Here is a 24,536-nt window from a genome sequence, read left to right on the forward strand (position 1 = left end):
GAGAAGGGTGTCCAATGAGGAAGGGACGAGGGAGGATCGTGTTGATTCATCTTTTTCAGTTAGGATTATTAGTTGTCTTATACCAGCTGAAAATTTATTATGCTAACCACTTAAGTTTTATGCGAAATGTGTCTTTTTATACAAAAAAACTGGCTGGAGGGCCTGTTGGCTTATTGCTAGACGGTTTGTCAGTATTGTTATTATTGGGGATATTAGCTGTTACTTTGAGCTTGTGGCGGCAAGGGCGCTTAAAAAGTGTCTGGCTAGTTTTGGTGACAGGTTTTATTTTATCCATTGGATTCGTCTATTGGCAGTGGGCGATTTCTCCATTAAAGGTATCCCTCTATTACTTTGTTTCAACTGCTTTTCTACTGGCCATCTGCGGTCAGTTTATCGTGTGTCGATTACGAGTTGCGAATCAGTGATGCGGGTTATGGAGTGAGAGATGGTAACAGTGTGGCTTTTCTTGGAAGTGAAAAATTGAAAGAGGCGATCAAAATGAAAAAAATAATGAAAAAAAGTGTGGCAGTCTTTTGTTTATTAGCTGTGGTAGTTACCTTGGGAGCTTGTAATAAAAAGGCAGATGATCGGGCGGAAAGTGATATTAACTGGCAACTAATCTCGGCGGACGACCTAAAGGAAGCGATCGATCAAGGGGAGAGCTATCAAATTATTGACATTCAACCTGAGGCCGATTTTGCTAAAGGCCATGTGCCAGATTCAGTGAGTGTGCCAGCCTATCCGGTAGATACAGCTGAATTGGAAAAGCTGGTGTCTGATGCGGTTCCTGACTTTGCCGATGGAGATGACCCGATTTATGTCATGTGCCTTGGTGGGGGATCAGGAGCAAAACGAACGATCTCGATTATGCAAGAAGAAGGGGTTGCCCCAGAACGACTTTATATTATTGAAAAAGGGGCGAAAGGATGGCCTCATAAAGAATTATGGGTGACAGATTAATTTGAGGGGTTTGGGTGATGAGTAATGAAAGGAGAGCCATATGAACACTAAATGGAAGACACATCGGAAAGGCTTAATCATCATGGTGATAGTCGTTTTAATTGTGCTGTGCTACTTGTTTACACCCCTGAGGTCAGTCCTAAATCAAGCGACCAGACTGCTTGCCAGTGCTAACATTGAGGCCATCAAGGATTACATATTGTCTTTTGGTGCTTTAGCACCGATGGTCTCCATGTTATTAATGATGTTTCAGTCAATTGTAGCACCTCTACCTGCTTTTGTGATTACCTTTGCCAATGCGTGGGTATTTGGTTGGGCGCAAGGGGCCTTTTATTCATGGACTGGGGCGATGCTAGGGGCGATCTTGTGTTTTTATATTTCGCGTTTTTTAGGGCGACCAGTAGCTGAAAAGCTGGTAACGGCCACGGCTCTCAAAAAGATGGATGGTTTTTTTGAGGAGTATGGCAATTACACGATCCTTATTTGTCGACTGTTTCCTTTTATTTCCTTTGACGTGGTCAGCTATGCAGCCGGTTTAACGGGGATGAGCTTGTGGTCTTTTTTAATCGCAACAGGTGTCGGTCAATTACCGGCAACCATTGTCTATTCGTTTGTTGGCGGTAGTTTGGGGAAAGAAACGAAGGCCCTATTGTATGGTATTTTGGGTTTCTGTTTATTGGTAGTCGTCTCCCTTATTTTAAAGAAAGTACTGTTGAATCGGAAAAATGGACAGAAAGTAGTAGGTGAACATGACGACATATAGTGAAGAGACTCTAGACTTGGTTCAGAAGATTGCCACAGAATGCACAGCCTGTCAGCGATGTATGAAGGATTGTCTTTTTTTGCAAAGCTTTTGTGAGAATCCGAAAGACTTATTTACAACCATCTTGGCGACCGGTGAAAGTGAGCCCTTACTCCCTTTTTCTTGTTTGTTATGCGGACGTTGTACCGTTGTTTGCCCTCTTCAATTAAAATTGGGAGAAAGTTTTCTAGCAATGCGTCAGGATTTAGTTAAAAGCAATCAAGGAAGGCCTTTAAAGGCCTTGCGGTCTGTTGAGCTCCATCAGTTTTTTTCGTGTCACCGATTTTTTACTGGAGACAATCGAGGAGGTAGAAAACAATGAGGTATGGTTTTATGGCTGGGTGTTCCTTAAGTTCTTCTAGCCCGAAACGGATCAGCCAAATTATTGCTTATTTAAAGGGCTATTATCCTGATTTAGCACTGATTCAAGCCTGTTGTGGCAAACCGACTAAATATATTGGCGATGAAGACCGTTTTCGGCAACGGTTTCAACAATTAGTTGAGACCGTTCAAAGCTGTGAGGTGGAGGAGCTAATTGTTGCTTGTCAGGGGTGTTTGGCTACGATGAATCATGAAGCTCAATTTTCAGCTAATTCTTTATGGGTCTTGATGGCTGAGCTAGGTTTGCCTGAGGAATTAAAAGGCAAGGCCCAAGACAGTGATGTGGTCTTTTCAATTCAGGATTCTTGTCCAACCAAGGATCTGACTGAAATCCATGATGCCATTCGTTTTTTATTAAGTGAATTGGGGTATCAGGTGGCTAAAAATCGTTTAAGTGGTAAAAATACGCTGTGTTGCGGTATGGGCGGCATGTGCGGTGTTACAAATCCGACTTTAGCAAAAGATCAGGCGACTAAACGGGTGCAGGAGTTTAAGACGACACAAATTGTGACTTATTGTGCCAGCTGTACATCGGCCATGATTTTAGGTGGCGGCCAGGCGTGGCATTTATTGGATTTAATCTTTGGCGATGTTGTCTATCAAACAGACAAGAGCCAAACAGATCCCCTTAGTCAGCCGCTTAGTGCCTGGCTAAATCGCTATCGGTCAAAAAAAGTGATTCAGAAAGGATAGTCTGCTCATGAAAAAAATCACACTGTTTATTGGATTGATGATTATATTTGTGGCTATCGCTTATCAGGTAGGGCTTGTTGATCTATTGACAGATATTGACCAACTAAGGTTGCTGTTAGCTGATTTTGGCTGGTGGGGATATGTCTTGTTTATCGGGCTAGGCATACTAGTCGCGGTCTTAATGCTACCAGGCCAATTTCTAGCAGTGGTTGGAGGGTTGATATATGGCGGTTGGTTAGGCGGAGCGCTGACGATTATCGGCGCGTCTATTGGTTGTACAATCTCCTTTATGATTGGTAAATTCGTTGCGCGGGACTACGTGATTCAGCGGTTTAGCAACAGCCAAGTTTTTCAAAAAATCGAAAAAGGGGTGGCTCAGAATGGCGTCTCCTTTCTCATATTTACTCGTTTAGTCCCGATCTTCCCCTATGGGATTCAAAGTTATGCCTACGCATTAACGCCTATGACAGTCGGTAAATTTTCTGCTATTTCTTTTGTGACGATGATGCCAGCTAGTTTTATCTATGCGTTTATGGCCTCTGAAATTGCCACAAAAGGCGTTTCGCTGCAATTATTGGGAGAGCTAGCTCTAGCAGGCATGTTATTAAGCTTACTGTCATTTGTCCCCAAAAAAATCTTAAGCAGTTATTATTAAAGCGTTAAAATAAGGAGGATACGATGAAAAAAATGGCTAATATTTGGTTAGCTTTGTTGATGGGAGTCAGTTTGGTTGGATGTCAAACAAGACCAACAGCCGATTCTGCCATTCCAGAACCAGCATCGTTTGCAGAGGCTGAACAAACCGCTAAAGGTAAAACGGTGAGTTTTTACGGATTTGGTGGTTCGGAAAAAGCCAATCAGTGGGTAGATGAGGTGATTGCCCCAAAGATGAAAGAAAAATACGATATTAAGCTTAAACGGGTGCCAATGGACATCAATGATATTCTAACAAAGCTTCTAAATGAAAAAGAAGCTCAAGCTGAAACAGGCGATATTGATGTGATTTGGATTAATGGTGAAAATTTTTATACAGCTAAACAAGCGAATTTATTATATGGACCTGTGACAGAGAGGGTGCCCAATGTTGAAAAATTAATGGCTGTGGACAGTCATGAGTTTAACTATGATTTTGGTGTTGAAATTGAGGGCTACGAAGTACCTTATGGAACAGCTCAATTAGTTTTTGTCGGTGATCAGGCTAACTTTAGCAAAGGGTTTCCTAAAAGTGCTCAAGCCCTGCTGGCTTACGCCAAGGAGAATCCTGGGAAGCTGACCTATACAGCACCACCTGAATTTACTGGCAGCGCCTTTGTTCGCAACATTATTTGTGAGGTGATCGGCTTTGAGGCCTTGAATCAAGCACCGGCTGAGAAAGAAGCCCTCCATCAAGTGATTATGCCCGGGTTGGATTACTTGAATGAGTTAAAACCCTTTCTGTGGCAAAAAGGTGCGACCTATCCAGCAACGACTGCCGAATTAGATCAGCTATTTGCTGCTAATCAAGTCCATCTGACTTACAGTTACTCTCAGATGCACGTGGCGGAAAAACGTCAGGATCAGGAATTTAAAGAGTCGGTTGAATCGTTTGTTTTTGATCAGGGAACCATTACCAATCAAAATTACTTGGCTATTGCGGCGAATTCGGCTGCGAAAGATGCCGCTATCGTGCTGATCAATGAGATGATTAGTGAAGAAGCACAGTTGGCCAAAGCATCTGCCAAATATGGTTTTAGCATTCCGCCATTTGAAGCAGATAAGTTATCAGCAGAATCAGTGCTAACATTGGCAAGTTTGTATGATAATCAAGGTGTCTTGAGCTTGGAGGAGTTACAGGCCAAACAATTACCTGAAGTAGCGGCCGAAAAAATTTCATTGATTGAAGAACTGTGGAAAGAGTATGTGCTTCATGAATAAGGCATCTTGGTTGAAGTTGGTCCCCTTTCTTTTGCTAAATGTCTCCATTTTGCTAAGTGGATTGCTTAAAGCGTTACAGGTAAGTTTAGGTTACTATCCCATTATCGGCTTAAAACAATTGACCTTGGGCTATTATCAGTCAGTCTTAGGCGATCCACACTTTCAACGCTCACTGCTGTATACTTGTTACTTAGCTTTGACGACAGCAGGCCTCTCCTTGGTTCTAGGATTAAGTTTAGCTTTAGTGGTCCTGAAAAGAAGTGAGAGAAGTAAATGGGCTGTAGGGCTCCTGCAGTTACCAATTGCTTTACCTCACATTATTGTGGTGATGATGGTTTTACAAATGGTTGCTCAAACAGGGCTACTCTCACGAGTTATGTTGGCTTTGGGGCTAATTAATGACGGAGGTTCCTTTCCATTGTTGGTCCACGATCGAGCAGGAGTAGGGATCATCTTGGTCTTTTTATACAAGCAAATACCTTATGTGGCAGTCACTCTTTTGGCTATTTTAAGACGGGTCGATTTGCAGTATGTGCTTGTGGCAAAAACACTGGGAGCCTCTTTCTGGCAACGTTTTTGGCATATTGTTTTCCCTTTAATCCAGCCGACGTTACTCACACTGTTTGTGATTTTATTTGCGTTTGTTTTCGGATCGTTTGAAGTCCCTTATATGTTGGGTTCGCCAAGTCGAGAAACATTAGCCGTAACAGCTTACACGCTATTTAGTCAAGCTGACCTAGCTAAGCGGCCACAGGGAATGGCGCTGAATCTGATAATGTCAGCTATTTGTACGACTGTCGTGTTAGTTAGTTTAGCGATCAGTCGCCGCTTACCAGGAGGTCAGGGAGGAGGTCGTTATGAATAGGTTCAAAGGGATTTTACTGATATGGGGGGCTTTAATCTTGCTACCTTTTATTTGGTTAATCTTAATCGGCGTTAGCGGTCAATGGACTTACCCCCATATTTTACCAAGTGAGCTCAGGCTGTCTCACATCGGTCAAATTCTTTTATCTGATTCTCAATTAAAGCCGGCCTTGCTTAATAGTTTGCTAATTGGCTGCTTGGCGACAAGCTTGACTATGCTCGTCACGATTCCTACAGCTAAGGTTTTTGCCTTCCAACAGATTTTACCTGTTCGAGGGCTGCAAGTGCTTATTTATTTGCCATTGATTTTACCAGCAGTTGCGGTGATGACGGCTACTCAGATAAGCTTTATTCAATTGAGATTAACAGGTACTTTTTTAGGAATCATACTGGTTCATGTTTATTTTTTGTTACCTTATAGTCTGCAAATTATGATGCAAATGTACCGTCAAATCGGCACAGGATATGAACTGAGTGGCAAAACCTTAGGGGCGACTAACTGGCAAATTTGGCGATCGATTACTTATCCCCTAGTCAAGCCCGGTCTGATATCAGCCAGTAGTCTAGTCTTTATCATTTCCATGAGTCAGTATTTGCCAACTTTTTTTATAGGAGGTGGGAAGATTGTCACCTTGCCGATGATCTTACTTCCTTATGCTCAAAGTGGACGGATGCAAATAGCGTCTGTTTATAGTTTGTTGTTCATTGCTGCTTCGCTAATAGGCGTCAGCGTGATCAATTATGTATTGTCTTTAAGCCATGATGAAAGGAGCCGAAAAGATGGGGCTTGAATTACAACATGTGTCGTTTTCCCATCAAAATAAACAGATTTTGGAGTCGATTAACTTGTGCATTGAGCCTGGTGAGGTTGTCTCCTTATTAGGGCCTTCTGGTGTTGGGAAAACCACCTTGCTAAAAATCATCGCAGGGCTTGAACGGGCTGATACTGGCCAGATCATCTTTCAAAATGACTATTCTCAAGAGGCCACCGTATTAGTCTTTCAAGATTTTTGGTTATTTCCTCATATGACGGTTAGTGAAAATATTTCCTTTGGTCTGCGTATGAAAAAAGGAGACAAAGCGGCAATCGCCAAAAAAGTGGCCTTGATTTGTCAAAAATTGCAATTAGAGGGTTTGGAAAGGGCCTATCCGGCTGAGTTATCTGGTGGCCAACAACAGCGAGTGGCACTGGCTCGAGCAGTTATCTTAGAACCGCGTTTGCTATTATTAGACGAACCTTTTTCTAGTCTGGATGCCAATTTGCGAGGGAGTACTCGGGAGTATTTGGTGGCGTTGCAAAAGGAATATCACTTTAGTATTTTGTTGGTGACTCATGATAAAGAAGAGGCATTTCAGTTGTCTGATAAAGTAGCTGTGATGTTGGGGGGGCGTATTGTGCAAGTGGCAAAACCAAAGGACTTGTATTTTAATCCCAACAGCAAAGAGGTGGCGGATTTTCTGAATGAAATGAATTATCTGAAGGGAACGGTCCACTCGACCAACTTTCTTATTGCGGGAACCGAGACAGTTATAACAGTTGCTAATCCTGCTGATCTGAATGGAGAGGCGGTATTGCTAGTGCCTTTTGGACAACCTTTTGTGTTTGGCTCTGAAGGGCTTAAGGGGACGGTTGAAAAGATAACTTGGCAGCCAAGCGGTCAGCGCTACAGCTTGCGCATTGGCGAAACACTTTGTTATTTTACGAATATTGGTGGACAAGCTTTAGTCGGTGATGGTGTCTATTTAGATACTCAAGAAACTAGCTGGCAGGTGATGTTGCCATGATGTGTTCGATCATTATTCCAGCGTTGAATGAAGAAAAGCGAATCGGCGGACTTTTGTCGGCTATTAAGGAAATTCCGACGACACTTGAGATAGAAATAATTGTGGTGGATGGAGGTAGTCAGGATCGGACAGTTGAATGTGCTCAAGCTGACAGTCGCGTCGAGATTCTACCAGAAGGTAATCGCGGCAAACAATTGGCTTATGGAGCGAGCCTTAGTCAGGGAGAATTACTGTGGTTTTTACATGCTGATTCGCAATTACCAAAGGGCGATGTCTTTCAGGAGATGCTCGCGATACTTCAAGCGAAAAAATGTGCGGCGGGCTTTTTCCCCTTGTGTTTTTATGATAATCAGCAATGGTTTTTCCGCTACTTGCAAGGCACATCGAATTGGCGAGCTCAGTATTTAGGTCTAATATTTGGCGATCAAGGGTTGTTTTTATGGAAAAGCACGTATCAACAGGCTGGTGGGTTTTCAGAAGTGCCTTTGATGGAGGATTGGTTATTAAGTCGTCAACTTAGAAAGCTTGGGGCTTTTTGTCGTCATTCCCAATCAATTGGCACCTCTGCTAGACGATTTGTGGATGGTGGAAAATGGCGCACTCATTTTCACATGCATTATCTTAAGTTGCGATTTCTATTAGGCGTTTCTCCTGAAAAATTGGCTAGCAACTATCACCGTGAGAAAGGAAAGGGAAAATGGAGCAAAAAATAAGAACGTATCTCCAAGAAGTCGGTTGGCAACAAGGATTAGGTTTAGAGAACCATTTTGTTGTTCGTTTTTTGGCTCAAGGAGAGTGTAATCAAAACTTTTTAGTAGCAGATGGCCGTCAACAATTTGTTTTTCGACTTAACTATGAAAGCCAAATGAACCTTTCCAATCAAATTATGTATGAATTTCAAGCTTTAGGGTATTTACAACCTTCTCTGCGAACACCAAAGCCTTACTATGTTGACGATAGTCGTCGCTATTTTCCTCAAGGGCTTTTAGTGATGGCCTTTATTCCGGGGCGACCACTTGATTATCGCTCTGATTTAACAGAAGCGGCTGCTATTTTTAGCGATATTCACAATTTGCCAATTTCCGATCAGTTGCCTCTTAAAAGGGAATATCGATTGCTAACTGACCGGGTGGCAGAGTGTCGTCAGTTGTTGGCACCAGTCTTTAAAAGTCCGCACATGAGCGCTAAGCAATTGCAATTATTTGAAAAAGCTTGGGATCGTTGTCAAAAGAATCGCAGACAAGAGAAAATATTTGAAGAAATGAACTGCTGGTGTATTAATAACACGGAAGTGAATGCTCATAATTTCATTATCGGCGAAGAGCAAGGGTGGTTAATCGATTGGGAAAAACCGGTTATTAGCCATCCATGCCAAGATTTAACGCAATTTTTAGTTTCCACCACCACATTATGGCGCGGGCATCACCAGTTAACTTATGATGAAAAGAAGTTGTTTATCGATCAGTATACAGCGCATAGAAGCATCGATCAAGGCGCGTTGGAGGAGGCGTTAGCAATTTATAGTCCTTACATGATGTTGCGAGCCTTAGCGTGGTCAGCCATGGCTTACGATCAATACTTATCCGGCACAAAGGCGTTAAAAAATCAGGCCATCTTTGAGAAAGTCAGCCAGTATTTAGAGCCAGCTTTTTTGGAGAGAACTTTAAAGGAGCAGGTGTTAGCCTATGATTGAGGAGGCGTTGATTATCTTTACCCGAATTCCGATTCCTGGCAAGGTCAAAACCCGCTTGGTAGGAAGTTTGTCGATTGTAGACTGTGCGGCTATTCAAGCAGCGATGATCGCTGATTTATTCCAGAAACTACAACCGTTAACTCAGAAAAGATGTGATGTCTTTGTCTGTTATTCAGATGAAGGAGAGCCGAGTCATTTTCTAAAAGAAATGCCCACTTCTTTTACTAGCTTCCCCCAAAAAGGGCAGAACATCGGTGAGCGAATGTTTGAGGCGTTTCAAACCTTATTTGCACGTGGCTATCAGCGTGTTGTGTTAATCGGTAGTGATATTCCCGGTGTGACAATGGATCGAATGATAACGGCGTTAACTCGACTAATGACGAATGAGGTGGTGATTGGTCCCTCTGTCGACGGCGGATACTATTTGATTGGCGCCCAGCAACAGGATCTTAGCTACCTTTTTTTAGAAACTGACCTTTCTTGGGGGGAAGGCAGTGTGTTTCAGGAAACACTGACAAAAATAGCCAAAGCCAATAAGTCAGTCTGTCAGGTAGAAACACTAGGAGACATTGATTATCATCAAGATTTAATTGGCTATAAGGCCATCAAGTTACCTGAAAATTACCGTCTAAATCAGTGGTTGAGGCAAAATCAAAGGAGGTTTATATGGAACGGGTGATTTTTGATTGTGACAATACGTTTGGACTGCCAGAAAAAGATATAGACGATGGCTTAACAATCTTGTATTTACTTGGCTCTTCGGCCGTCAATTTAATGGGATTGACCTTAACTTACGGAAATGCGGAACTAGCAGAGGTGGCAAAGGGAACACAGACGTTTATATCAACCTTTGATGTGACGTTGCCCGTTTATTTAGGCGCAAAAAATGGTCAAAACAGAAGGAGTGACGCAAGTCGTTTTTTAGCTGAGGAAGTTGCTAAATATCCTCAAGAAATGACGATTATTGCGACAGGCGCCTTAACTAATTTATTAGGGGCCGTCGAGTACTATCCTGATTTTTTTCAAAAGGTCAAAAGGATCATCCTGATGGGAGGAATACTGGCACCTTTAGTGGTCAATGGTCACGGGGTTAAAGAATTGAATTTTTCATGTGACCCTGAAGCGACGGCCGCTGTCTTGTTATCAGCAGCCCCTTTGGTGATTATGACGGGTCACTTGACGGCTCAAGCTTATTTTCCAAGAGCGTTAATCGAGTCTTTGGTGAGTGGTGGCATCCCACAGAATCAGTGGTTAAGGCAAGTAATGGATCAATGGTGTGACTGGAATCTTGAGCATTTAGGGATGGATGGTTTTTGCAATTGGGACATGACCACCGCGATTTACTTAGAGAAGCCAGAGTTATTTTCCGATGAATCGGTTTGGTTAAGTTCACAACAGGACACAACGACTGGGCTGATGAGACTAACCTCAGGCCCTAAGTTAGGTAAACAGGTCACGATGCCTGAAAGACTATTAGATGTTCAAGGGTTTAATGCTCTTATGATGACGACCATTCAACAAATCTTAAAAAAATAAAACCAAAGAGGAGCCGATTATCGGCTCCTCTTTGGCTTGGTTAAGGTTGTGATGATTTAAATAATTTGCTGGCGAAGGATTTTGCCGTTTACTAAATAAGTAGGCAAGAGCTTCGCGATGTCCTCTTGGATCGCGTTTAGTTGACTTGTTGTGTCACAGACATAGCCGATCATTAAAGCATGTTGAGTCTGGCTGCTAATCATTCCCCGGGAGGAATCGCTGGTTGGTCCGCCGAAACAGCCAAGTTGATCTTTGAGAACTAGAGCACTTTCAAGATTGACGGATCCTTTACCGATTCCTGGATAGCTCATCCCTACGTCACCAATGATCAGTTCGATAGGCAGTGACAGTTTGGCTAGGTCATAGACACCAAACGGGAGTTTATAGAGCAGTGAAAAATAATTATTTAAATCCACAAGGTTGTTGATTTGATACAGTCCTTTTTGTTGAACAATCCGACGCCAAAGACTTTCTGAAGAGGGGCGGAAACGGGCAGGGTCTTTGCCGTAATGTTTATAAACGTTTTTTGTGCCGATGATGGCAGGATGCTGACGAATGGTGTCAACGTCTTGTTGTTCAAGTTCTTTAATCAGAGGGGTGAGTAGCTCGTTCCAGATACTTACCTGTTTTTTCTCATAGGTGAATTCAAGTTCTGTTAGAAGCAGCTTTACCTCTGGTGTTTCGGTTGTTATCTGTGAATTGATTAAAAGTGTCATGATTATTCGCTCCTTTAGTTGTTGTTTGAGAATTAAAGGGCGTTTGGTACATCGTTTTCAAATAGTGGGGCAAAAAACATAAGGGGGACTCCTTTCCGATTGCAATCTGTTACTTCAGTCTATCGTAAAAAGGCCAAAAAAGAAACTGTCAGTCCCGAAAATGAGAATTAACCACTAAGCAAAATGATTGCTTTGATCAAATAGGTTGTGTACAATTGAATTGTTCGCAAGTTAGGAGTGTTGAGATGACATCAGCCAATCGATTATTAGATGAGCAACTTTGTTTTTCAATTTATAAAGCGTCAAAACAATTTATTAAGATTTATGGGACAGCTTTAGAACCTTTTGGTTTAACTTATACACAATATATTGTGTTGCTGGCTTTATGGGAAAAAGATCATCAAACCGTGACGGATTTGGGGAAAATGGTCGATTTAGATAGCGGGACGTTGACCCCTTTATTAAAGAGAATGGCAACAAATGGCTATGTGACACGCGCTCGTCTTCTCGATGATGAACGAAAAGTCGGCATTTCGTTAACGCCTAAGGCCATTGAATTAGAAGAAACCATCAATCAACAAGTGTCTGGTTGTGTTGAGCAACTGATGATTGATCAGCAGACGTACGAGATGCTCTTAAAAGAAGTGAACGCATTAACAGAAAAAATAGGAGGAATCGTTCATGAAAAAAATCTATGAGACAAGTATTATTAACACCGGCGGTAGATCTGGGGAAGTGTATTCACCAGATAAAAGTTTTTCGTATGAGGTCGTATCTCCTGGAATAAAAAAAGAACACACGACAAATCCTGAACAGTTATTTGCTGCCGCGTATAGCGCCTGCTTTAATAGCGCACTTGAGGTAGTGATGGCGAAGGAAGGCATTAAATCCAAGAGTACTGTGACGGCGCGGGTTTCACTTTACAGCGCTTCTAAAGAGGATTTTCAGGTTGCCGTTCAGCTAGAAGTGAAAATTGATGATGTGGAAAAAATTCAAGCAGAAGAATTAGTGGCTAAGGCTCATGAAGTTTGTCCTTATTCAAAAGCCACTCGTAATAATATTGACGTGGAATTAATTGTGGTTTAAATAACTAAACAGGCCTCCAGATAGAATGATATCTGGAGGCTTTGTTTTGTTGTTTTTTTGAGATGATAGAAACAATTAGAGGCGGCTGTTTTTTTTCTTCCCGGAACAGCTCAGAGATGAAAAGTGACTCTTATGCTACAATAGGAGATAATTGATGTAAGAAAGTGAGTAGATAACAATGGCAATTTACCTTGAAATGCCACAATTGGCGGATGATTTTCCTTTTCGAATTTTATTGAATGATGGCAATATATTGACAACGCCTCATTGGCATCGTGAGATTGAAATTATTTACGTCACTGAGGGAACGATCAATTTAGGGATTAACGATCGTCCCTATACTCTCAGAGCAGGTGAGCTAGTGTTGATTAATGGTGGTGATATTCATTATGTTTTGCCGTCACCTGGAAGCGAACGGATTGTCTTTCAATTTGATTTAGCCTTTTTTGTTAAGCTAGATACTGACAATGTCAATTTACAAGAGGTATTTCATCATGTAGAGCCGTTCAGTCCGCTTTGGGGGAAAGAGCAAGAGGCAACAATCAGAGCATTGCTCGAGGAATGTTATCAAGAAGAACAACGCAAATCGATCGGTTATCAATTTCAAATTAAAGGGAAATTGTTAGTGTTGCTCGTTCATATTTTAAGAGAGCTTCCCAAAAAGTCTGTGACTCAAAAATCTCAGCTGACTATGCAAAATCAAGATATTCTGGAGAAGTTAGATAAGATTTTTTGTTATGTTGAGGATCATTATAAACAAAAAATCATGTTGTCAGAAGTGGCTTCTTTGGTCGGTTATAGTGACTTTTACTTTACAAAGTTTTTTAAGAAAAACACAGGCAAAACCTTTATAACATTTTTAAATGACTACCGAATTGATAAAGCAAAGTGGTTGCTAATAAATTCAACCGCCAACGTATCAGAAATAATTAGTCAAATTGGGATTGAAAATGATAAGACGTTTTATCGGTGGTTTAGACATTCCATGGGAATGTCACCGCTAATGTATCGAAAAAAGATGATAACTAAAGATAATAATGAGCAGAATCCCCACTAGAAGAGAGTGGGGATTCTGCTTTTTTTCACTTAAACTTGTCAGTTGTTAGGACAAAATATAAGAATAATTAAGCAAATTAATGGGAATGAATAAAAATGAAAGTGTTTTATAATCGAGATACATTCGAAAATGAATTTGGATCCTTTTTATGAATGCAGAAAGTAATAGTGAAGCGGAGAGGTGACAATGAAAGTAACGGATAACTTTTTGTGGGGTGGCGCAATTTCTGCTGCTCAAACCGAAGGAAATTATTTGACAGATGGTAGATTGCCAGCGAATTTTGATTATTTACCATTGAACGACCAACGATTGAAACCGGTTTATTCAGATGACCGTCAGTCGATATTAAGAACTGATAAGGACTATTATCCAAGCAGAACAGGCATTAATTTTTATCAGACATACAAAGAAGACCTTAAATTGTTAAGTAAATTAGGGATTAATAGTTTTCGCTTTTCGATATCTTGGTCGCGTATCTTCCCGACAGGTGAAGAAGCTGAGCCGAATGAAGTCGGCCTGAGATTTTATGAAAATGTATTAACGGAATTAGAAAGCTATCAGATTGAACCAATTGTCACCATCAGTCATTTTGATTTACCGATTCATTTGGTTGAGAAGTATAATGGCTGGGAAAGTCGCCAGTTAGTCGATCTGTATGTGCATTACGCGACAACCGTTATGACTCGATTTAAAGGTCGCATCAAGTACTGGATTCCGTTTAATGAGATGAACATGGTCCTTCATATCCCCTTTATTGGCGGAGGTGTGACGTTTAATAGCGAGACGAATCCTTTACAGATTCAATATCAAGCAGGCCATCATCAATTGTTAGCTAACGCTAGGACGATTGAAATCGGCAAAGCGATCAATCCACAAGCTCAATTTGGCGCGATGCTTGCTGCTGGTAAGACATATGCTTATACTTGTAAACCGACAGATGTTTTTGCGGCAATCAAAAGTGAACGTGAGAACTTATTTTTTTCAGATGTTCAAGTTTTTGGTGAGTATCCAAGTTTTACCGCTCACTTTTTTAAAGAGAATCATTTGAAAATCATCATAACGGAGGAAGATAAACGCTTATTAAAAAAGAACACAGTTGATTTTGTTTCATTTAGCTATTATTCGAGTGCGTGCACCTCGGCCGATACTGAGGGCTTAGAGCAAGTGGCCACCAACGGTTTTATGACATTGCGCAATCCGTATTTGCCAAAAGGTAAAAGCGTTTGGCAAAACGATCCCTTAGGGCTGAGAATCACCTTAAATCAGCTGCATGACCGCTACCGAAAACCACTTTTTATTGTTGAAAATGGCCTAGGGACGCAAGATGAACTAATAGGCACGAATATTTCTGATACTTACCGAATTGATTATTTAAGAGAGCACATCAAAGAGTTGCTTCGAGCCATTAATGAAGATGGCATCGAGGTTATGGGTTATCTAATGTGGGGCATCATCGACTTAACCAGTGTTAGTGAGGGACGAATTAGTAAGCGATATGGCGTAGTTTATGTGGAGTTAGATGACCAAGGCCATGGAAGTGGTCAACGACTTCCGAAAGCTAGTTATGACTGGTATCAAAAGGTAGTTAAAAGTCAAGGTCAAGCAGCATTTGATGATCAAGGAGTTATGGAAAGTGGGGAGTCATATGACAAATAAAGAATTGGCAAGTACATTAGTTTTTAATTTAGGCGGCAAAGAAAACATTCAATCAGTCGTTCACTGCGCCACGCGCTTACGTTTTGATTTGAAGGACGATCGGTTGGTTGATCAAAAGGCTGTAGGGGAGCTTGAGGGAGTAGTGGGAATTAATCCGACAGCGACCCAGTTTCAAGTGATTATTGGCAGCCATGTCTCTAACGTCTTCGCTGAAATCATTGAATTAGGGATTCTCAATGGAGACACGGCTGATCAAGCCCCTGTTGAAGTGAAAGAAGGCGGGGTGTTTAGCCGTATTGTGGATACCATTACTGCTTGCATGACTCCGATGATTCCAGCTTTAACAGCAGCTGGGATGATGAAGGTTATCTTATCTTTGAGCCTCACATTTAATTGGCTGTCAAGCGAGTCCCCGACGTATCGAGTATTGGATTTTATTGGTGATAGCGCCTTTTATTTCATGCCACTCCTGTTAGCAGTGTTTGCTTCTCGTAAATTTCAAGTGAATACATCTTTAGCGATGATTGTTGTCGGGATTTTACTGCACCCTAATTTTACCTCATGGGTAGCGTCTGGCGATCCTCTTTCGTTTATTGGCTTACCAATCCAGGGCGTCGGCTACGCAGCTTCAGTTATCCCAGCTCTTTTGACTATTTGGGTGATGTCTTATGTTGAAAGAGGCGTCGATAAGATCACACCAAATGCTTTAAAAATAATTTTAAACCCGACCCTCGTTTTATTGATTATGGCTCCGTTGGCGTTGATCGTGATTGGACCCCTTGGAAATTATGCCGGTATGGCCTTAGCGTGGCTAATCAATTTGCTGGAAGGCCAATTGGGCTTTGTGATGGTCGCTCTTTTAGCAGGTGCTATGCCATTTATTGTGATGACTGGGATGCATCATGCTTTAACCCCCATCTTTGTTGCCTCCTTTGCGGCAACAGGAACGGAGTCATTGATTTTGGTTGCTCAAATTTGCGCCAACTTAGCTCAAGGTGGGGCGTCATTAGCGGTTGGCTTAAAAGCTAAGGATAAAGGCACTAAATCATTAGCTACGGCAGCGGGCATATCTGCTATAATGGGAATCACAGAACCAGCTTTATACGGTGTTACGATGAGATATAAACAGCCCTTAGTGGCAGCTGTTATCGGTGCCACGATCGCTGGTTGTTTTGCGGGCATTGTTCACGTCACCTTATACGTACCGCAAAATAGTGTGATGGCTCTGTTAGGCTTTTCCGGTGACAAGGGGGTTGGGAATGTTATCAGCGGTGTTATAATGATGATATTATCACTCGTTGTTCCCTTTGTTTTAACTTTATTTATGCAAAAATCAATTGAAGCTTGATTATTAACTTACTAGGAGGTTTTTATGAAACAAGCATTTAACCTATCTCTCGAAGAGTTACAGCAACGAGATACCCGCTATATTGAAACACTCTTTGCCTTAAGCAATGGTCATTTAGGCGTTCGTCGTCCGGCCTTATTTAGTCAACTGGCAGGGGAAAGTAATCCAGGTACCTTTGTAAATGGCTTTTACGAAACTGGGCCGATTACTTATGGTGAATGGGCTTATGGCTATGCAGAAAATCACCAAACCATGATTAAACTGCCAAACAGCCATCAGTTAACGCTTGAAATAGTGGGTGAAACCAGTCAGCAATCGGACTGGCTTATTAATCAAACGGTTTATGAGTTGCAAATGGATCAAGGTCTTTTAGCAGAGGCCTATGACGTGACAACACAATCCGGGAAACAATTCACTGTCGAGGTTACCAGCTTTGTTTCATTGGTAGAGCCAGATGTCAGTGTGTTAAACCTAACAATCACCCCTCTTAATTTTAGTGGCGATATTAGGATTAGCAGCGACTTTGAACACAAGGTGACAGCTTCTGAGAACAACGCAATAGATCCGCGGGTTGCCAAGGCTAAGAGTCAGCTAGCTCAAGTAGAATTAGCTGATAACTGGTTAAAACTGACAGCTAATAGCGGACAACGCATTTTCATGTCTCAAGTTCTAAGCAGTGGGGCCCGAGAGCCAGAAGTTGGTACAAAAAATATCGCCTTAACAGTTTCAGCCAAAGCTGAGCAAGCTGTTTCTTTGCAGCATTTCACGCTAATTTCTGCACCAGAAGAACAGCAGATTTCGCGCTTAGCAGCTATTAGAGCAGAGTTGGATTACCAAAGGTTGTACGAGGGGCAACTGACTCACTATCAAGCCTTTTGGCAAGCCAGTGACATTGTTATTTCCGGTAATTCGGTGTTACAAAAAGGGATCCGCTTCAATTTATTTCATCTTTATCAAAATGCTGGCAGAGACGGTTTAACTAATTTTGCCGCAAAAGGCTTAACGGGAGAAGGCTATGAAGGTCACTATTTTTGGGATACAGAGATGTACATGTTGCCATTTTTTACGTATACCCAGCCTCAAATAGCTAAAAGTCTTTTGGCGTACCGCTGTTCTATTTTGCCACAAGCTAAAGCCAGAGCTAAGAAGATGGCCCAAAAAGGAGCCCTGTTTGCTTGGCGGACGATTAATGGTGAAGAAGCCAGTGCCTACTATCCTGCAGGGACGGCTCAGTTGCATATTAATGCCGACATTGCCTACGGCTTTCAGCTATATGAAAAAGTGACAGGAGACAGTCAATTTATTCAAGAAAAGGGGGCAGAAGTTATTTTTGCCACCGCTCGTTTTTGGCTGAGTTATGGCGACTGGTCAACTTCATCAGAGCCGTGCTTCCAAATCAATGGGGTGACGGGACCCGATGAATATACCGCCTTAGTTAACAATAACTATTACACCAATAAAATGGCTCAAAATAATCTGTATTATGCAGTAGAATTAGGATTACGTTATGGCATCGCCGAAGAGGAGGTAGCAAACTGGCAAGCCGCTGCTGATCATATGAAGTTACCTTATGACAAAGAAAAGGAGCTCATTAAACAGGATGATACTTTCTTTGAGAAGGCGCCATGGCCATTCGCTGAAACACCAAAAGAAAATTACCCCTTGTTGCTACACTATCATCCGATGGTTATCTACAAGCATCAGGTGTCCAAACAAGCTGACGGCTTGTTGGCAGAAATGCTTTTTCCTCAGGACTATACAAAGGAACAGATTATTAGGGATTATCAGTTTTATGAAAAAGTTACCACTCATGATTCCTCCTTATCCCGTTCAGTTTTTAGTATTTTAGCCAGTCGGACGGGTCAAACTGAAAAAGGCTATCATTATTTTATGGACACAGCATTAATGGATTTAACCGATCTTCAAGGTAACAGCCAAGACGGCATTCACGCGGCGAATATGGGAGGCAGCTGGTTAAGTTTAATCTACGGTTTTGCTGGACTGTCCTTTGGCAAGCAACAAATCGATTTCGCCAATCATTTACCGAAAGAAATTAGTGAATTGGCGTTTAGCTTAAGACTGCAGGGAACCTTAGTGAAGGTAGAGTTAAAGGCCGGAGGGATTCAGCTCGGATTGTTGGAGCCGAATGAGCGATTGCAGGTTGTACAGCAAACAGCTGATCAGGCTAGTATCATCATTAAACCGTCTGATGAATAAACAACAAGTCGCTTTATTTTATCAGGACAGCTACGTCGTCTTTTAAAAGACGACGTTTTTTGTGATGAAAACCCGATAATAGAAGGGGAGGATGCGTTTAAAAACAAGGATAAATCAGTTATTGAATGTGAGGGTTTAATTAGCGGGGGCAGATTTTAAAAATTCTTTAGGTGAAAGACCTGTCTGCTTTTTAAAGACCGAGCTGAAATAGTACTGATTGTTAAAGCCGACCATTTCAGCAATTTCATACATTTTAGTGCCATAAGGAAGTTCCCTAAGGAAATGTTTCGCTTGGTCAATCCGCAGGCCTGTCAGTAACTCGCCAAAAGTCTTGCCTGTTTCATGGATGATTAACTTGGATAAATGACCATTACTTAAAGCCATCTCAGTGGCTAAATCGCTGAGGCTAAAATGAGAATTACTAATGTGTTGTTTCATGCGGGTAATAATCTGATCCGCCAGGCTTTGTTTATCGGTGGCATCAATTTCCTCACAAAGAGAAACAATCGTTTCGGCGAACTCCAGGCGATTGACTGGCTTTAATAAGTAAGCCTTAACACCGTATTTAATGGCTTCTTGAGCGTAAGCGAAATTATCGTAACCAGAGATAATAACGATACTCAATTCGGCATTTTCTGTATGGAGTTTTTGAATCAGTTCGAGGCCGTTAAGGAAAGGCATATTGATATCTATTAGGGCAATATCAATCGCTTTTGATTGGATAATGGCAAGTCCTTCAAACCCATCCTTTCCTTGGTAATAATTATCAAATTTGATTGGTAGTTGACTCAACCGTTTGATAAAATTTTCGCGAATCCGCTCTTCATCATCGACGACTAAGATATTCATAAAGGAGCTCCTTTCTTGATTTTCGGCTGTTTAATCATGGCAATAAACTGCTGATTTTCCAAATAAACACTGACACCATAGGGAGGCCCAAAGCGTAGTTTTAATCGCTGATTAACATTGTATAGGCCATAGCTGCCATTAACTCTAGAGATCTGTAGTTGCTGATTAATTGCTGCCACTTCTTCCCTTGTTAGAGTAGGAGCAGGATTGCTCACTTTCACGATGATATCACCTGCTAACTCTTCAATCTTAATGTCGAGATGTCCCAGAGTTCCCAACGGCTTGATGCCGTGATAAATGGCATTTTCCACTAGTGGTTGGATGGTGAACTTTAAAAACGGCTGACGATGATCTAAAAGGTTGGTTAGGGTATAAGTAAAGAGATTGTCATAGCGCAATCGCAAAATACTGAGATAACTTTCAATGTGCTGACATTCTTGAGAAATTGTGATAATTTGAGCATCACTGCTTAAACCTGTGCGATAAAAAGTCGCGAGGCTCCCTATTGCTTCTTCAAGCAGTTCACTATCAAGATCATAAGCCATGGATTGAATGGTTTCCAATGTGTTGTAGAGAAAATGTGGCTTAATTTGAGCGTAAAGTGCCTGATGTTCGATTTCATTCTTTTGGCGGGCCTGCTGGCGAATAACATCCTGTTGACGGTGGATATTAACTACCATTGTATTGTAAGTTAAACCGATTTGGTTAAGTTCGGTAATTTCTTGATTAGGCAGGATCTCAACATAGTTGCCCTCTGAGGTTGCGGCCATTTTTTGTTCAAGGGCTTCAATGGGCTGGGTGACTTTTACTAGACGTTTTCTCATTATCACCATAAAAAGAGTGGTTAAACCAATTGCTAAAAAAGCAATAAAAACAAAGGTTTTATCCAAACTTAACAAGACATCTTTACGAGAAATCGCCAGTTTAATCCGCCAGTTTGGATTGCTGGGAATCGCTTTGTCCATCGCAACAAAAGGCGTCATGGCAGAGGCCTCTCCAATTAATGCCTGCTCTGTGTCGGCATGATAAATATAGGTTGAATATAAGTTGTTTGAACTGGTGACGGTTTCCTTGATATAGGCTAATGGTAAGGCTAGGCTGACAAAGCCAGTCAGTTCATTTTGGTGATTAAACACTTTTGAGACAATTAAGACCACTTGAGCGGCATTGGCTTGAGAGTTAATGGTCATGGACAGATGGGTCAGATCAGCTTTTTTTAGAAGTTGCTGGTAATAGTCTCGGTCGGTTACGTTAAAATGGGCACCATTGGTTAAATATTTTTCGCCTTCTAAGGTAATGAAGCCCAAGCTTTCATACTCGTGAGTGGTTTGTTGTTTTTTGCTGTCAAGAATCGCTAAAACGGATTCACGGTTATTGATTGTTAAGGGGGTTTCAGCCAATAGGTTTGCCATGTTTTCTGACATATTTATGTGCCGTTTAAGCCAGTTATCCACCTCCTCTACTTTTAAGCTGAGAATTTCCGAAGCTAATTTGTCGATATCCGGTGTGATAATCCGGTTCATATAGGCGATGGTTGCCAAGGCAAGGGTTAGGACTAAAATAACACTGCCAATAATTAGCGGTTTCATAATGTGCTGATAAAATGATTTCATTTTTTTCTCCTGTAAGTAAGCAAAGCTTTTTGTAACAGCCAGCTAGAATCAGTCATCTTCTTTCTTGGATGGTAAAAAAAGCTATCCTAAGATAGCTTTAGTATAGCATAATCAGCAGGTTATTTTGAGACGTTTCCCCCTGCAATACGACCGAAAACAATGATATCGGTAATCGCATTCCCACCTAGTCGATTGGTCCCGTGAATACCACCAGTTACTTCCCCAGCAGCGTAAAGACCAGGGATTTTTTTCCCTTGAAGATCAAGCACTTCCGCTTCTTTATTAATTCTCAAGCCCCCCATCGTGTGGTGGGTTGAAGGGATGACTTTTTGAATATAGAAGGGACCTTGTTCGACTTTGACAAAGGCGCCTAGTTTTTGGAAGTCTGGATCTGTTTCAGTGGACACAAAACCGTTAAAACGGGCAATGCTTGCGACAAATTTTTGCGGGTCGATGTCATAGTGTTTTGCCGCTTCTTCCAAGGTTTTTGCTTCAAAAATCACATCATCTTTTTTCATTTTGTCGAATTCTGCTTGGTGAACGTCAGTCATATGACCAACGGATTCAATTTCCTGGCCCCAGACCAGATAAGCATAGCCGCCTGGCTGATCAAGAATTGCTTTGGAAATCACATCACGACGTCCCACCTCATTAATAAAACGATTCGCCTCTTGATTGATTAACAAACCACCATCAAACCGTGAATTTGCTACATATGAAATGATGCCTGTTTTAGGACTAGCAGTTGGGTAAACTTGAATTTGTTCCATGTCTACTAAGTCAGCCCCAACTTCTTCCCCCATAATGATTCCGTCACCAGTACTGGCGGGAACGGCAGTGGTCATGTATTGCTTGCCATAGTCAGCATTATATTTTGTACGCATATCAACGTTAGAGGCAAACCCACCGCTGGCGATTACCACTCCTTTTGAAGCGTTAAAAGTAATGGACTTGCCATTATTTTTGGCAGTGACTCCCACAATATTTCCTGATTTATCTTGAATAAGATCCGTTGCTTCCGTATCGAGAAAGACTTCAGCGCCTTTGGCTTCTGCCGCAACTTTCAATTTATTGGTTAATTCAGAGCCTGTATTCCCAACAGGGATGACAGAACGAGGGACTTTATGACCGCCGAACTGTTGGACACGATCTTGAATAAATTCAGCCTTGATGTCATCACGCATCCATTCGTAGGCTTCCAAAGCATGTTCACCGACAATTTTGACCAGTTCAGGATTAGCTAGATTATCGCCACCCTCCAAGGCATCTTTAACGAATTGATCAACACTGTCGTCAATTCCTTTTTTCTTTTGCAAATCAGAGCCAGGGACATTAAAGGCTCCACCAGAGACTGCTGTATTTCCGCCAACAGCCGAGGTTTTTTCAAGGACAGCGACCTTCACGCCAGTACTGGCTGCTTCGACTGCACTGGAAAGGCCAGCACCACCGGCCCCGATAACCACGACATCGAAGTTGTATTCTGTTTTATCCAACACTTGAGTAAGGGGGATTTTGTCACCAGCCATCAAGTCAGTTTCTTTTGCGCCGGCTTTTTCTAAGGCACTCTTTACTGCAGCGATAAAGCCTTCTGATGAGGTTGTCGCTCCAGAGACCACATCCACGTTGATCGTATTATTGTCAATCATTGCGGTCATTATTCGCTCAACAGCTTCGTCACCCAAGCCTTCTGTTTCATGATCACTAGTGTTTTTAATATCCGCAATTTTCCCATCTTTAATGACTACTTCGGCGGTAATTGTACCACCATTGCCTTTGCTTTCACCTAGATAGGTTCCATCTTTTATGACCGCTTTCGAGTCACTGTTATTTTTGCCACAACCAACTAGTACTAAAATGATACTTAATATGGCAAAAAAATAGATAATTTTCCGTTTCTTCCTCATGTTTACTCCTCCTGTAATTGTGTTGATTAGATTGTTAAAGTTTGAACAATCTAATCATATGATGTTTACTAAGAGAAGTCTTTATAGAAATAAGTGATTTTTTATAAAAATAGCAGAGATTGACTGCTTGCTTTTTTTCAAGTCGTTAGACTAAGGATGATGGTCGTTTATATGTAGGTGATTATATGCTGAGTTTGCTTTTCTAGTGAGCATGATTAAACAGCATTTGACTATTTTCAATGGCTACCTCGTAAATATTTGGTACAATAGAGAGAGTATAGGAAAAAAAGAGCACGATCGCATATTAACAAGTGTTAAAAAGGAGCAGTGGAGATGTTAGTTGAAGAAGAAAAAATAAGTAAATTAATTTCATACGCATTACGACATGAGCCGGCAAGGTTTCAACTTGAATTAGACGAATCTGGTTTTGTTTCATTAGACGAGTTAGTAAGCAAGCTCAATCAAGTGGAACAGGTAGACTTAAAGACTGAAGCAGTTGTGGCGCTGTTGGAAAAGTCGGACAAAAAGCGCTGGGAAATCCAAGGCCATTTAATTCGAGCTATTTACGGCCATAGTCTTTCTCAAAAAATAATCAAGCAAGCCGCAAAACCACCTGAATTTTTATATCACGGAACGGCCCATAAATTCGTAGATCGTATTTTAGCACAGGGCTTATTACCAAAGGATCGTCAATATGTGCATCTTTCACAAGAAATAATAACGGCTATTGACGTTGGCAAACGGCGCGATCATGAGCCGGTTTTACTAGAAGTGCTGGCTCAGTTCGCCTATGAAAATGGTGTGGTCTTTTATCAAGAAAAGGACGGCATCTGGCTGTCAGAACCAATTCCTGTCAGGTATCTTAGGGTAATGCCTTAAGATCTATTGATTATTTTTGCCATATAATATTCGTCATAATAGCGATCGTTCATGAAAATAGCGTCTTCTCTAATGCCTTCGACCTTAAAACCAGCTTTGTCATATAAGGCTTTAGCAGGAATGTTTTCGGTGATAACAGTCAATTCGAGTCGATGAATCATCGTTTGTTGGGTCCACTGATCTAACAGCTTAAACAATTGAGTGCCAATTCCTAGATTGGTATATTCTTGTTTAATCCCAATGACCAGATAGGCGCTGTGTTTGATTTTTTCTTTTGTACCTCGCTCAGCAGCTAAATAACCAATGAGTTCTTGTTTTTCGTTCCAGGCACCAACCAATAGACCAGATGTGATAATTTGCTCGATAACCAACTGTACCTGATTAAGGTCTGCAGTTCGTTCATGTGGCAGATACAACATATAAGCTGATTCGATGTCTAACGTTTTCTGTAAATTGAGTAAGGATAAAGCATCTTGACTGTTGAGCAAGCGGTAGTGAATCATTTGACTCCTCCTTGTTTGATTAGGGTTCGTTTGTTATTAAGTTTAACTGCCTCTGCTGATAAATACAAGATGCTATGAGA

At 41.5% G+C, this 24,536-nt stretch carries 26 protein-coding genes; 21 read left to right on the top strand and 5 right to left on the bottom strand.

Annotated features, from left to right (window positions below; translation table 11 throughout):
• The first annotated feature begins 14 nt into the window (after positions 1 to 14).
• The 14 genes from I6N95_RS14300 (at position 15) to I6N95_RS14365 (ending at position 10,628) form a co-directional block, all read left to right on the top strand.
• Positions 15 to 425, top strand: a complete 411-nt coding sequence (locus I6N95_RS14300) for a hypothetical protein (protein ID WP_209529152.1) — start codon at positions 15 to 17, stop codon at positions 423 to 425.
• A gap of 73 nt (positions 426 to 498) precedes the next feature.
• Positions 499 to 960: a rhodanese-like domain-containing protein gene (locus I6N95_RS14305; RefSeq protein ID WP_245249530.1), complete on the top strand. Its 462-nt coding sequence runs from the start codon at positions 499 to 501 to the stop codon at positions 958 to 960.
• A 40-nt stretch (positions 961 to 1,000) separates the two neighbouring features.
• Positions 1,001 to 1,723: a TVP38/TMEM64 family protein gene (locus I6N95_RS14310; protein WP_209529154.1), complete on the top strand. Its 723-nt coding sequence runs from the start codon at positions 1,001 to 1,003 to the stop codon at positions 1,721 to 1,723.
• On the top strand, positions 1,710 to 2,084 hold the full coding sequence (locus I6N95_RS14315) for a 4Fe-4S dicluster domain-containing protein (protein WP_209529156.1): 375 nt from the start codon (positions 1,710 to 1,712) through the stop codon (positions 2,082 to 2,084). The genes I6N95_RS14310 and I6N95_RS14315 overlap by 14 nt, the downstream gene beginning before the upstream one ends.
• The gene (locus I6N95_RS14320) at positions 2,081 to 2,836 is read left to right on the top strand and encodes a heterodisulfide reductase-related iron-sulfur binding cluster (RefSeq protein ID WP_209529158.1); all 756 of its coding nucleotides are present in this window, start codon (positions 2,081 to 2,083) and stop codon (positions 2,834 to 2,836) included. The genes I6N95_RS14315 and I6N95_RS14320 overlap by 4 nt, the downstream gene beginning before the upstream one ends.
• Positions 2,837 to 2,843: 7 nt before the next feature.
• Positions 2,844 to 3,491, top strand: a complete 648-nt coding sequence (locus tag I6N95_RS14325; protein ID WP_209529160.1) for a TVP38/TMEM64 family protein — start codon at positions 2,844 to 2,846, stop codon at positions 3,489 to 3,491.
• A 23-nt stretch (positions 3,492 to 3,514) separates the two neighbouring features.
• The gene (locus I6N95_RS14330; protein ID WP_209529162.1) at positions 3,515 to 4,750 is read left to right on the top strand and encodes an ABC transporter substrate-binding protein; all 1,236 of its coding nucleotides are present in this window, start codon (positions 3,515 to 3,517) and stop codon (positions 4,748 to 4,750) included.
• A complete protein-coding gene (locus tag I6N95_RS14335) occupies positions 4,743 to 5,615 on the top strand; it encodes an ABC transporter permease (protein ID WP_209529164.1) in 873 nt (290 codons plus the stop codon). The genes I6N95_RS14330 and I6N95_RS14335 overlap by 8 nt, the downstream gene beginning before the upstream one ends.
• A complete protein-coding gene (locus tag I6N95_RS14340; RefSeq protein WP_209529166.1) occupies positions 5,608 to 6,405 on the top strand; it encodes an ABC transporter permease in 798 nt (265 codons plus the stop codon). Before I6N95_RS14335 ends, I6N95_RS14340 begins: the two co-directional genes overlap by 8 nt.
• Positions 6,395 to 7,399, top strand: a complete 1,005-nt coding sequence (locus I6N95_RS14345) for an ABC transporter ATP-binding protein (RefSeq protein WP_209529168.1) — start codon at positions 6,395 to 6,397, stop codon at positions 7,397 to 7,399. Before I6N95_RS14340 ends, I6N95_RS14345 begins: the two co-directional genes overlap by 11 nt.
• The gene (locus tag I6N95_RS14350; protein ID WP_245249532.1) at positions 7,396 to 8,112 is read left to right on the top strand and encodes a TIGR04283 family arsenosugar biosynthesis glycosyltransferase; all 717 of its coding nucleotides are present in this window, start codon (positions 7,396 to 7,398) and stop codon (positions 8,110 to 8,112) included. The genes I6N95_RS14345 and I6N95_RS14350 overlap by 4 nt, the downstream gene beginning before the upstream one ends.
• Positions 8,097 to 9,092, top strand: coding sequence for a phosphotransferase family protein (locus I6N95_RS14355; RefSeq protein ID WP_209529170.1), 996 nt, complete (start codon positions 8,097 to 8,099; stop codon positions 9,090 to 9,092). The genes I6N95_RS14350 and I6N95_RS14355 overlap by 16 nt, the downstream gene beginning before the upstream one ends.
• Positions 9,085 to 9,771 carry a TIGR04282 family arsenosugar biosynthesis glycosyltransferase gene (locus tag I6N95_RS14360; RefSeq protein WP_209529172.1) on the top strand — a complete coding sequence of 229 codons (687 nt, stop codon included), beginning with the start codon at positions 9,085 to 9,087 and terminating at the stop codon, positions 9,769 to 9,771. Before I6N95_RS14355 ends, I6N95_RS14360 begins: the two co-directional genes overlap by 8 nt.
• Positions 9,759 to 10,628 carry a nucleoside hydrolase gene (locus I6N95_RS14365; protein ID WP_209529174.1) on the top strand — a complete coding sequence of 290 codons (870 nt, stop codon included), beginning with the start codon at positions 9,759 to 9,761 and terminating at the stop codon, positions 10,626 to 10,628. Before I6N95_RS14360 ends, I6N95_RS14365 begins: the two co-directional genes overlap by 13 nt.
• 56 nt (positions 10,629 to 10,684) lie before the next feature.
• Here I6N95_RS14365 and I6N95_RS14370 read toward each other — a convergent pair whose 3' ends face one another.
• Positions 10,685 to 11,344, bottom strand: coding sequence for a B3/B4 domain-containing protein (locus I6N95_RS14370; protein ID WP_209529176.1), 660 nt, complete (start codon positions 11,342 to 11,344; stop codon positions 10,685 to 10,687).
• Between the two features lie 245 nt (positions 11,345 to 11,589).
• Between I6N95_RS14370 and I6N95_RS14375 the strand changes: the two genes are divergently transcribed.
• The 6 genes from I6N95_RS14375 to I6N95_RS14400 all read left to right on the top strand — a co-directional run bounded on the left by I6N95_RS14375 (position 11,590) and on the right by I6N95_RS14400 (position 18,708).
• A complete protein-coding gene (locus I6N95_RS14375) occupies positions 11,590 to 12,042 on the top strand; it encodes a MarR family winged helix-turn-helix transcriptional regulator (RefSeq protein WP_209529178.1) in 453 nt (150 codons plus the stop codon).
• Positions 12,026 to 12,430 carry an organic hydroperoxide resistance protein gene (locus tag I6N95_RS14380; protein WP_209529180.1) on the top strand — a complete coding sequence of 135 codons (405 nt, stop codon included), beginning with the start codon at positions 12,026 to 12,028 and terminating at the stop codon, positions 12,428 to 12,430. Before I6N95_RS14375 ends, I6N95_RS14380 begins: the two co-directional genes overlap by 17 nt.
• Before the next feature lie 178 nt (positions 12,431 to 12,608).
• The gene (locus I6N95_RS14385; RefSeq protein ID WP_209529182.1) at positions 12,609 to 13,487 is read left to right on the top strand and encodes an AraC family transcriptional regulator; all 879 of its coding nucleotides are present in this window, start codon (positions 12,609 to 12,611) and stop codon (positions 13,485 to 13,487) included.
• A gap of 186 nt (positions 13,488 to 13,673) precedes the next feature.
• Positions 13,674 to 15,143, top strand: a complete 1,470-nt coding sequence (locus tag I6N95_RS14390) for a family 1 glycosylhydrolase (RefSeq protein WP_209529184.1) — start codon at positions 13,674 to 13,676, stop codon at positions 15,141 to 15,143.
• Positions 15,133 to 16,491 carry a PTS transporter subunit EIIC gene (locus I6N95_RS14395; RefSeq protein ID WP_209529186.1) on the top strand — a complete coding sequence of 453 codons (1,359 nt, stop codon included), beginning with the start codon at positions 15,133 to 15,135 and terminating at the stop codon, positions 16,489 to 16,491. Before I6N95_RS14390 ends, I6N95_RS14395 begins: the two co-directional genes overlap by 11 nt.
• A 24-nt stretch (positions 16,492 to 16,515) precedes the next feature.
• Positions 16,516 to 18,708, top strand: coding sequence for a glycoside hydrolase family 65 protein (locus tag I6N95_RS14400; protein ID WP_209529187.1), 2,193 nt, complete (start codon positions 16,516 to 16,518; stop codon positions 18,706 to 18,708).
• Positions 18,709 to 18,843: 135 nt separating this feature from the next.
• Here the strand turns inward: I6N95_RS14400 and I6N95_RS14405 are convergent, their stop codons facing one another.
• The 3 genes from I6N95_RS14405 to I6N95_RS14415 form a co-directional block, all read right to left on the bottom strand.
• Positions 18,844 to 19,557: a response regulator transcription factor gene (locus I6N95_RS14405; RefSeq protein WP_209529189.1), complete on the bottom strand. Its 714-nt coding sequence runs from the start codon at positions 19,555 to 19,557 to the stop codon at positions 18,844 to 18,846.
• Positions 19,554 to 21,170: a histidine kinase gene (locus tag I6N95_RS14410; protein WP_209529190.1), complete on the bottom strand. Its 1,617-nt coding sequence runs from the start codon at positions 21,168 to 21,170 to the stop codon at positions 19,554 to 19,556. The genes I6N95_RS14405 and I6N95_RS14410 overlap by 4 nt, the downstream gene beginning before the upstream one ends.
• A gap of 119 nt (positions 21,171 to 21,289) precedes the next feature.
• Entirely contained in the window at positions 21,290 to 23,074 is a 1,785-nt protein-coding gene (locus I6N95_RS14415) for a flavocytochrome c (RefSeq protein ID WP_209529192.1), read from the bottom strand.
• A 333-nt stretch (positions 23,075 to 23,407) separates the two neighbouring features.
• On the opposite strand from I6N95_RS14415, the gene I6N95_RS14420 reads away from it, so the two are divergent.
• A complete protein-coding gene (locus I6N95_RS14420) occupies positions 23,408 to 23,953 on the top strand; it encodes an RNA 2'-phosphotransferase (protein ID WP_209529193.1) in 546 nt (181 codons plus the stop codon).
• Here I6N95_RS14420 and I6N95_RS14425 read toward each other — a convergent pair.
• Positions 23,950 to 24,456 (bottom strand): GNAT family N-acetyltransferase, encoded by a 507-nt coding sequence (locus tag I6N95_RS14425; protein ID WP_209529195.1) that lies wholly within the window; start codon positions 24,454 to 24,456, stop codon positions 23,950 to 23,952. The two genes, I6N95_RS14420 and I6N95_RS14425, sit on opposite strands and share 4 nt — an antisense overlap.
• Between the last annotated feature and the right edge of the window lie 80 nt (positions 24,457 to 24,536).

The organism is Vagococcus allomyrinae (assembly GCF_017829975.1).
Taxonomy (GTDB): Bacteria; Bacillota; Bacilli; order Lactobacillales; family Vagococcaceae; genus Vagococcus_D; species Vagococcus_D allomyrinae.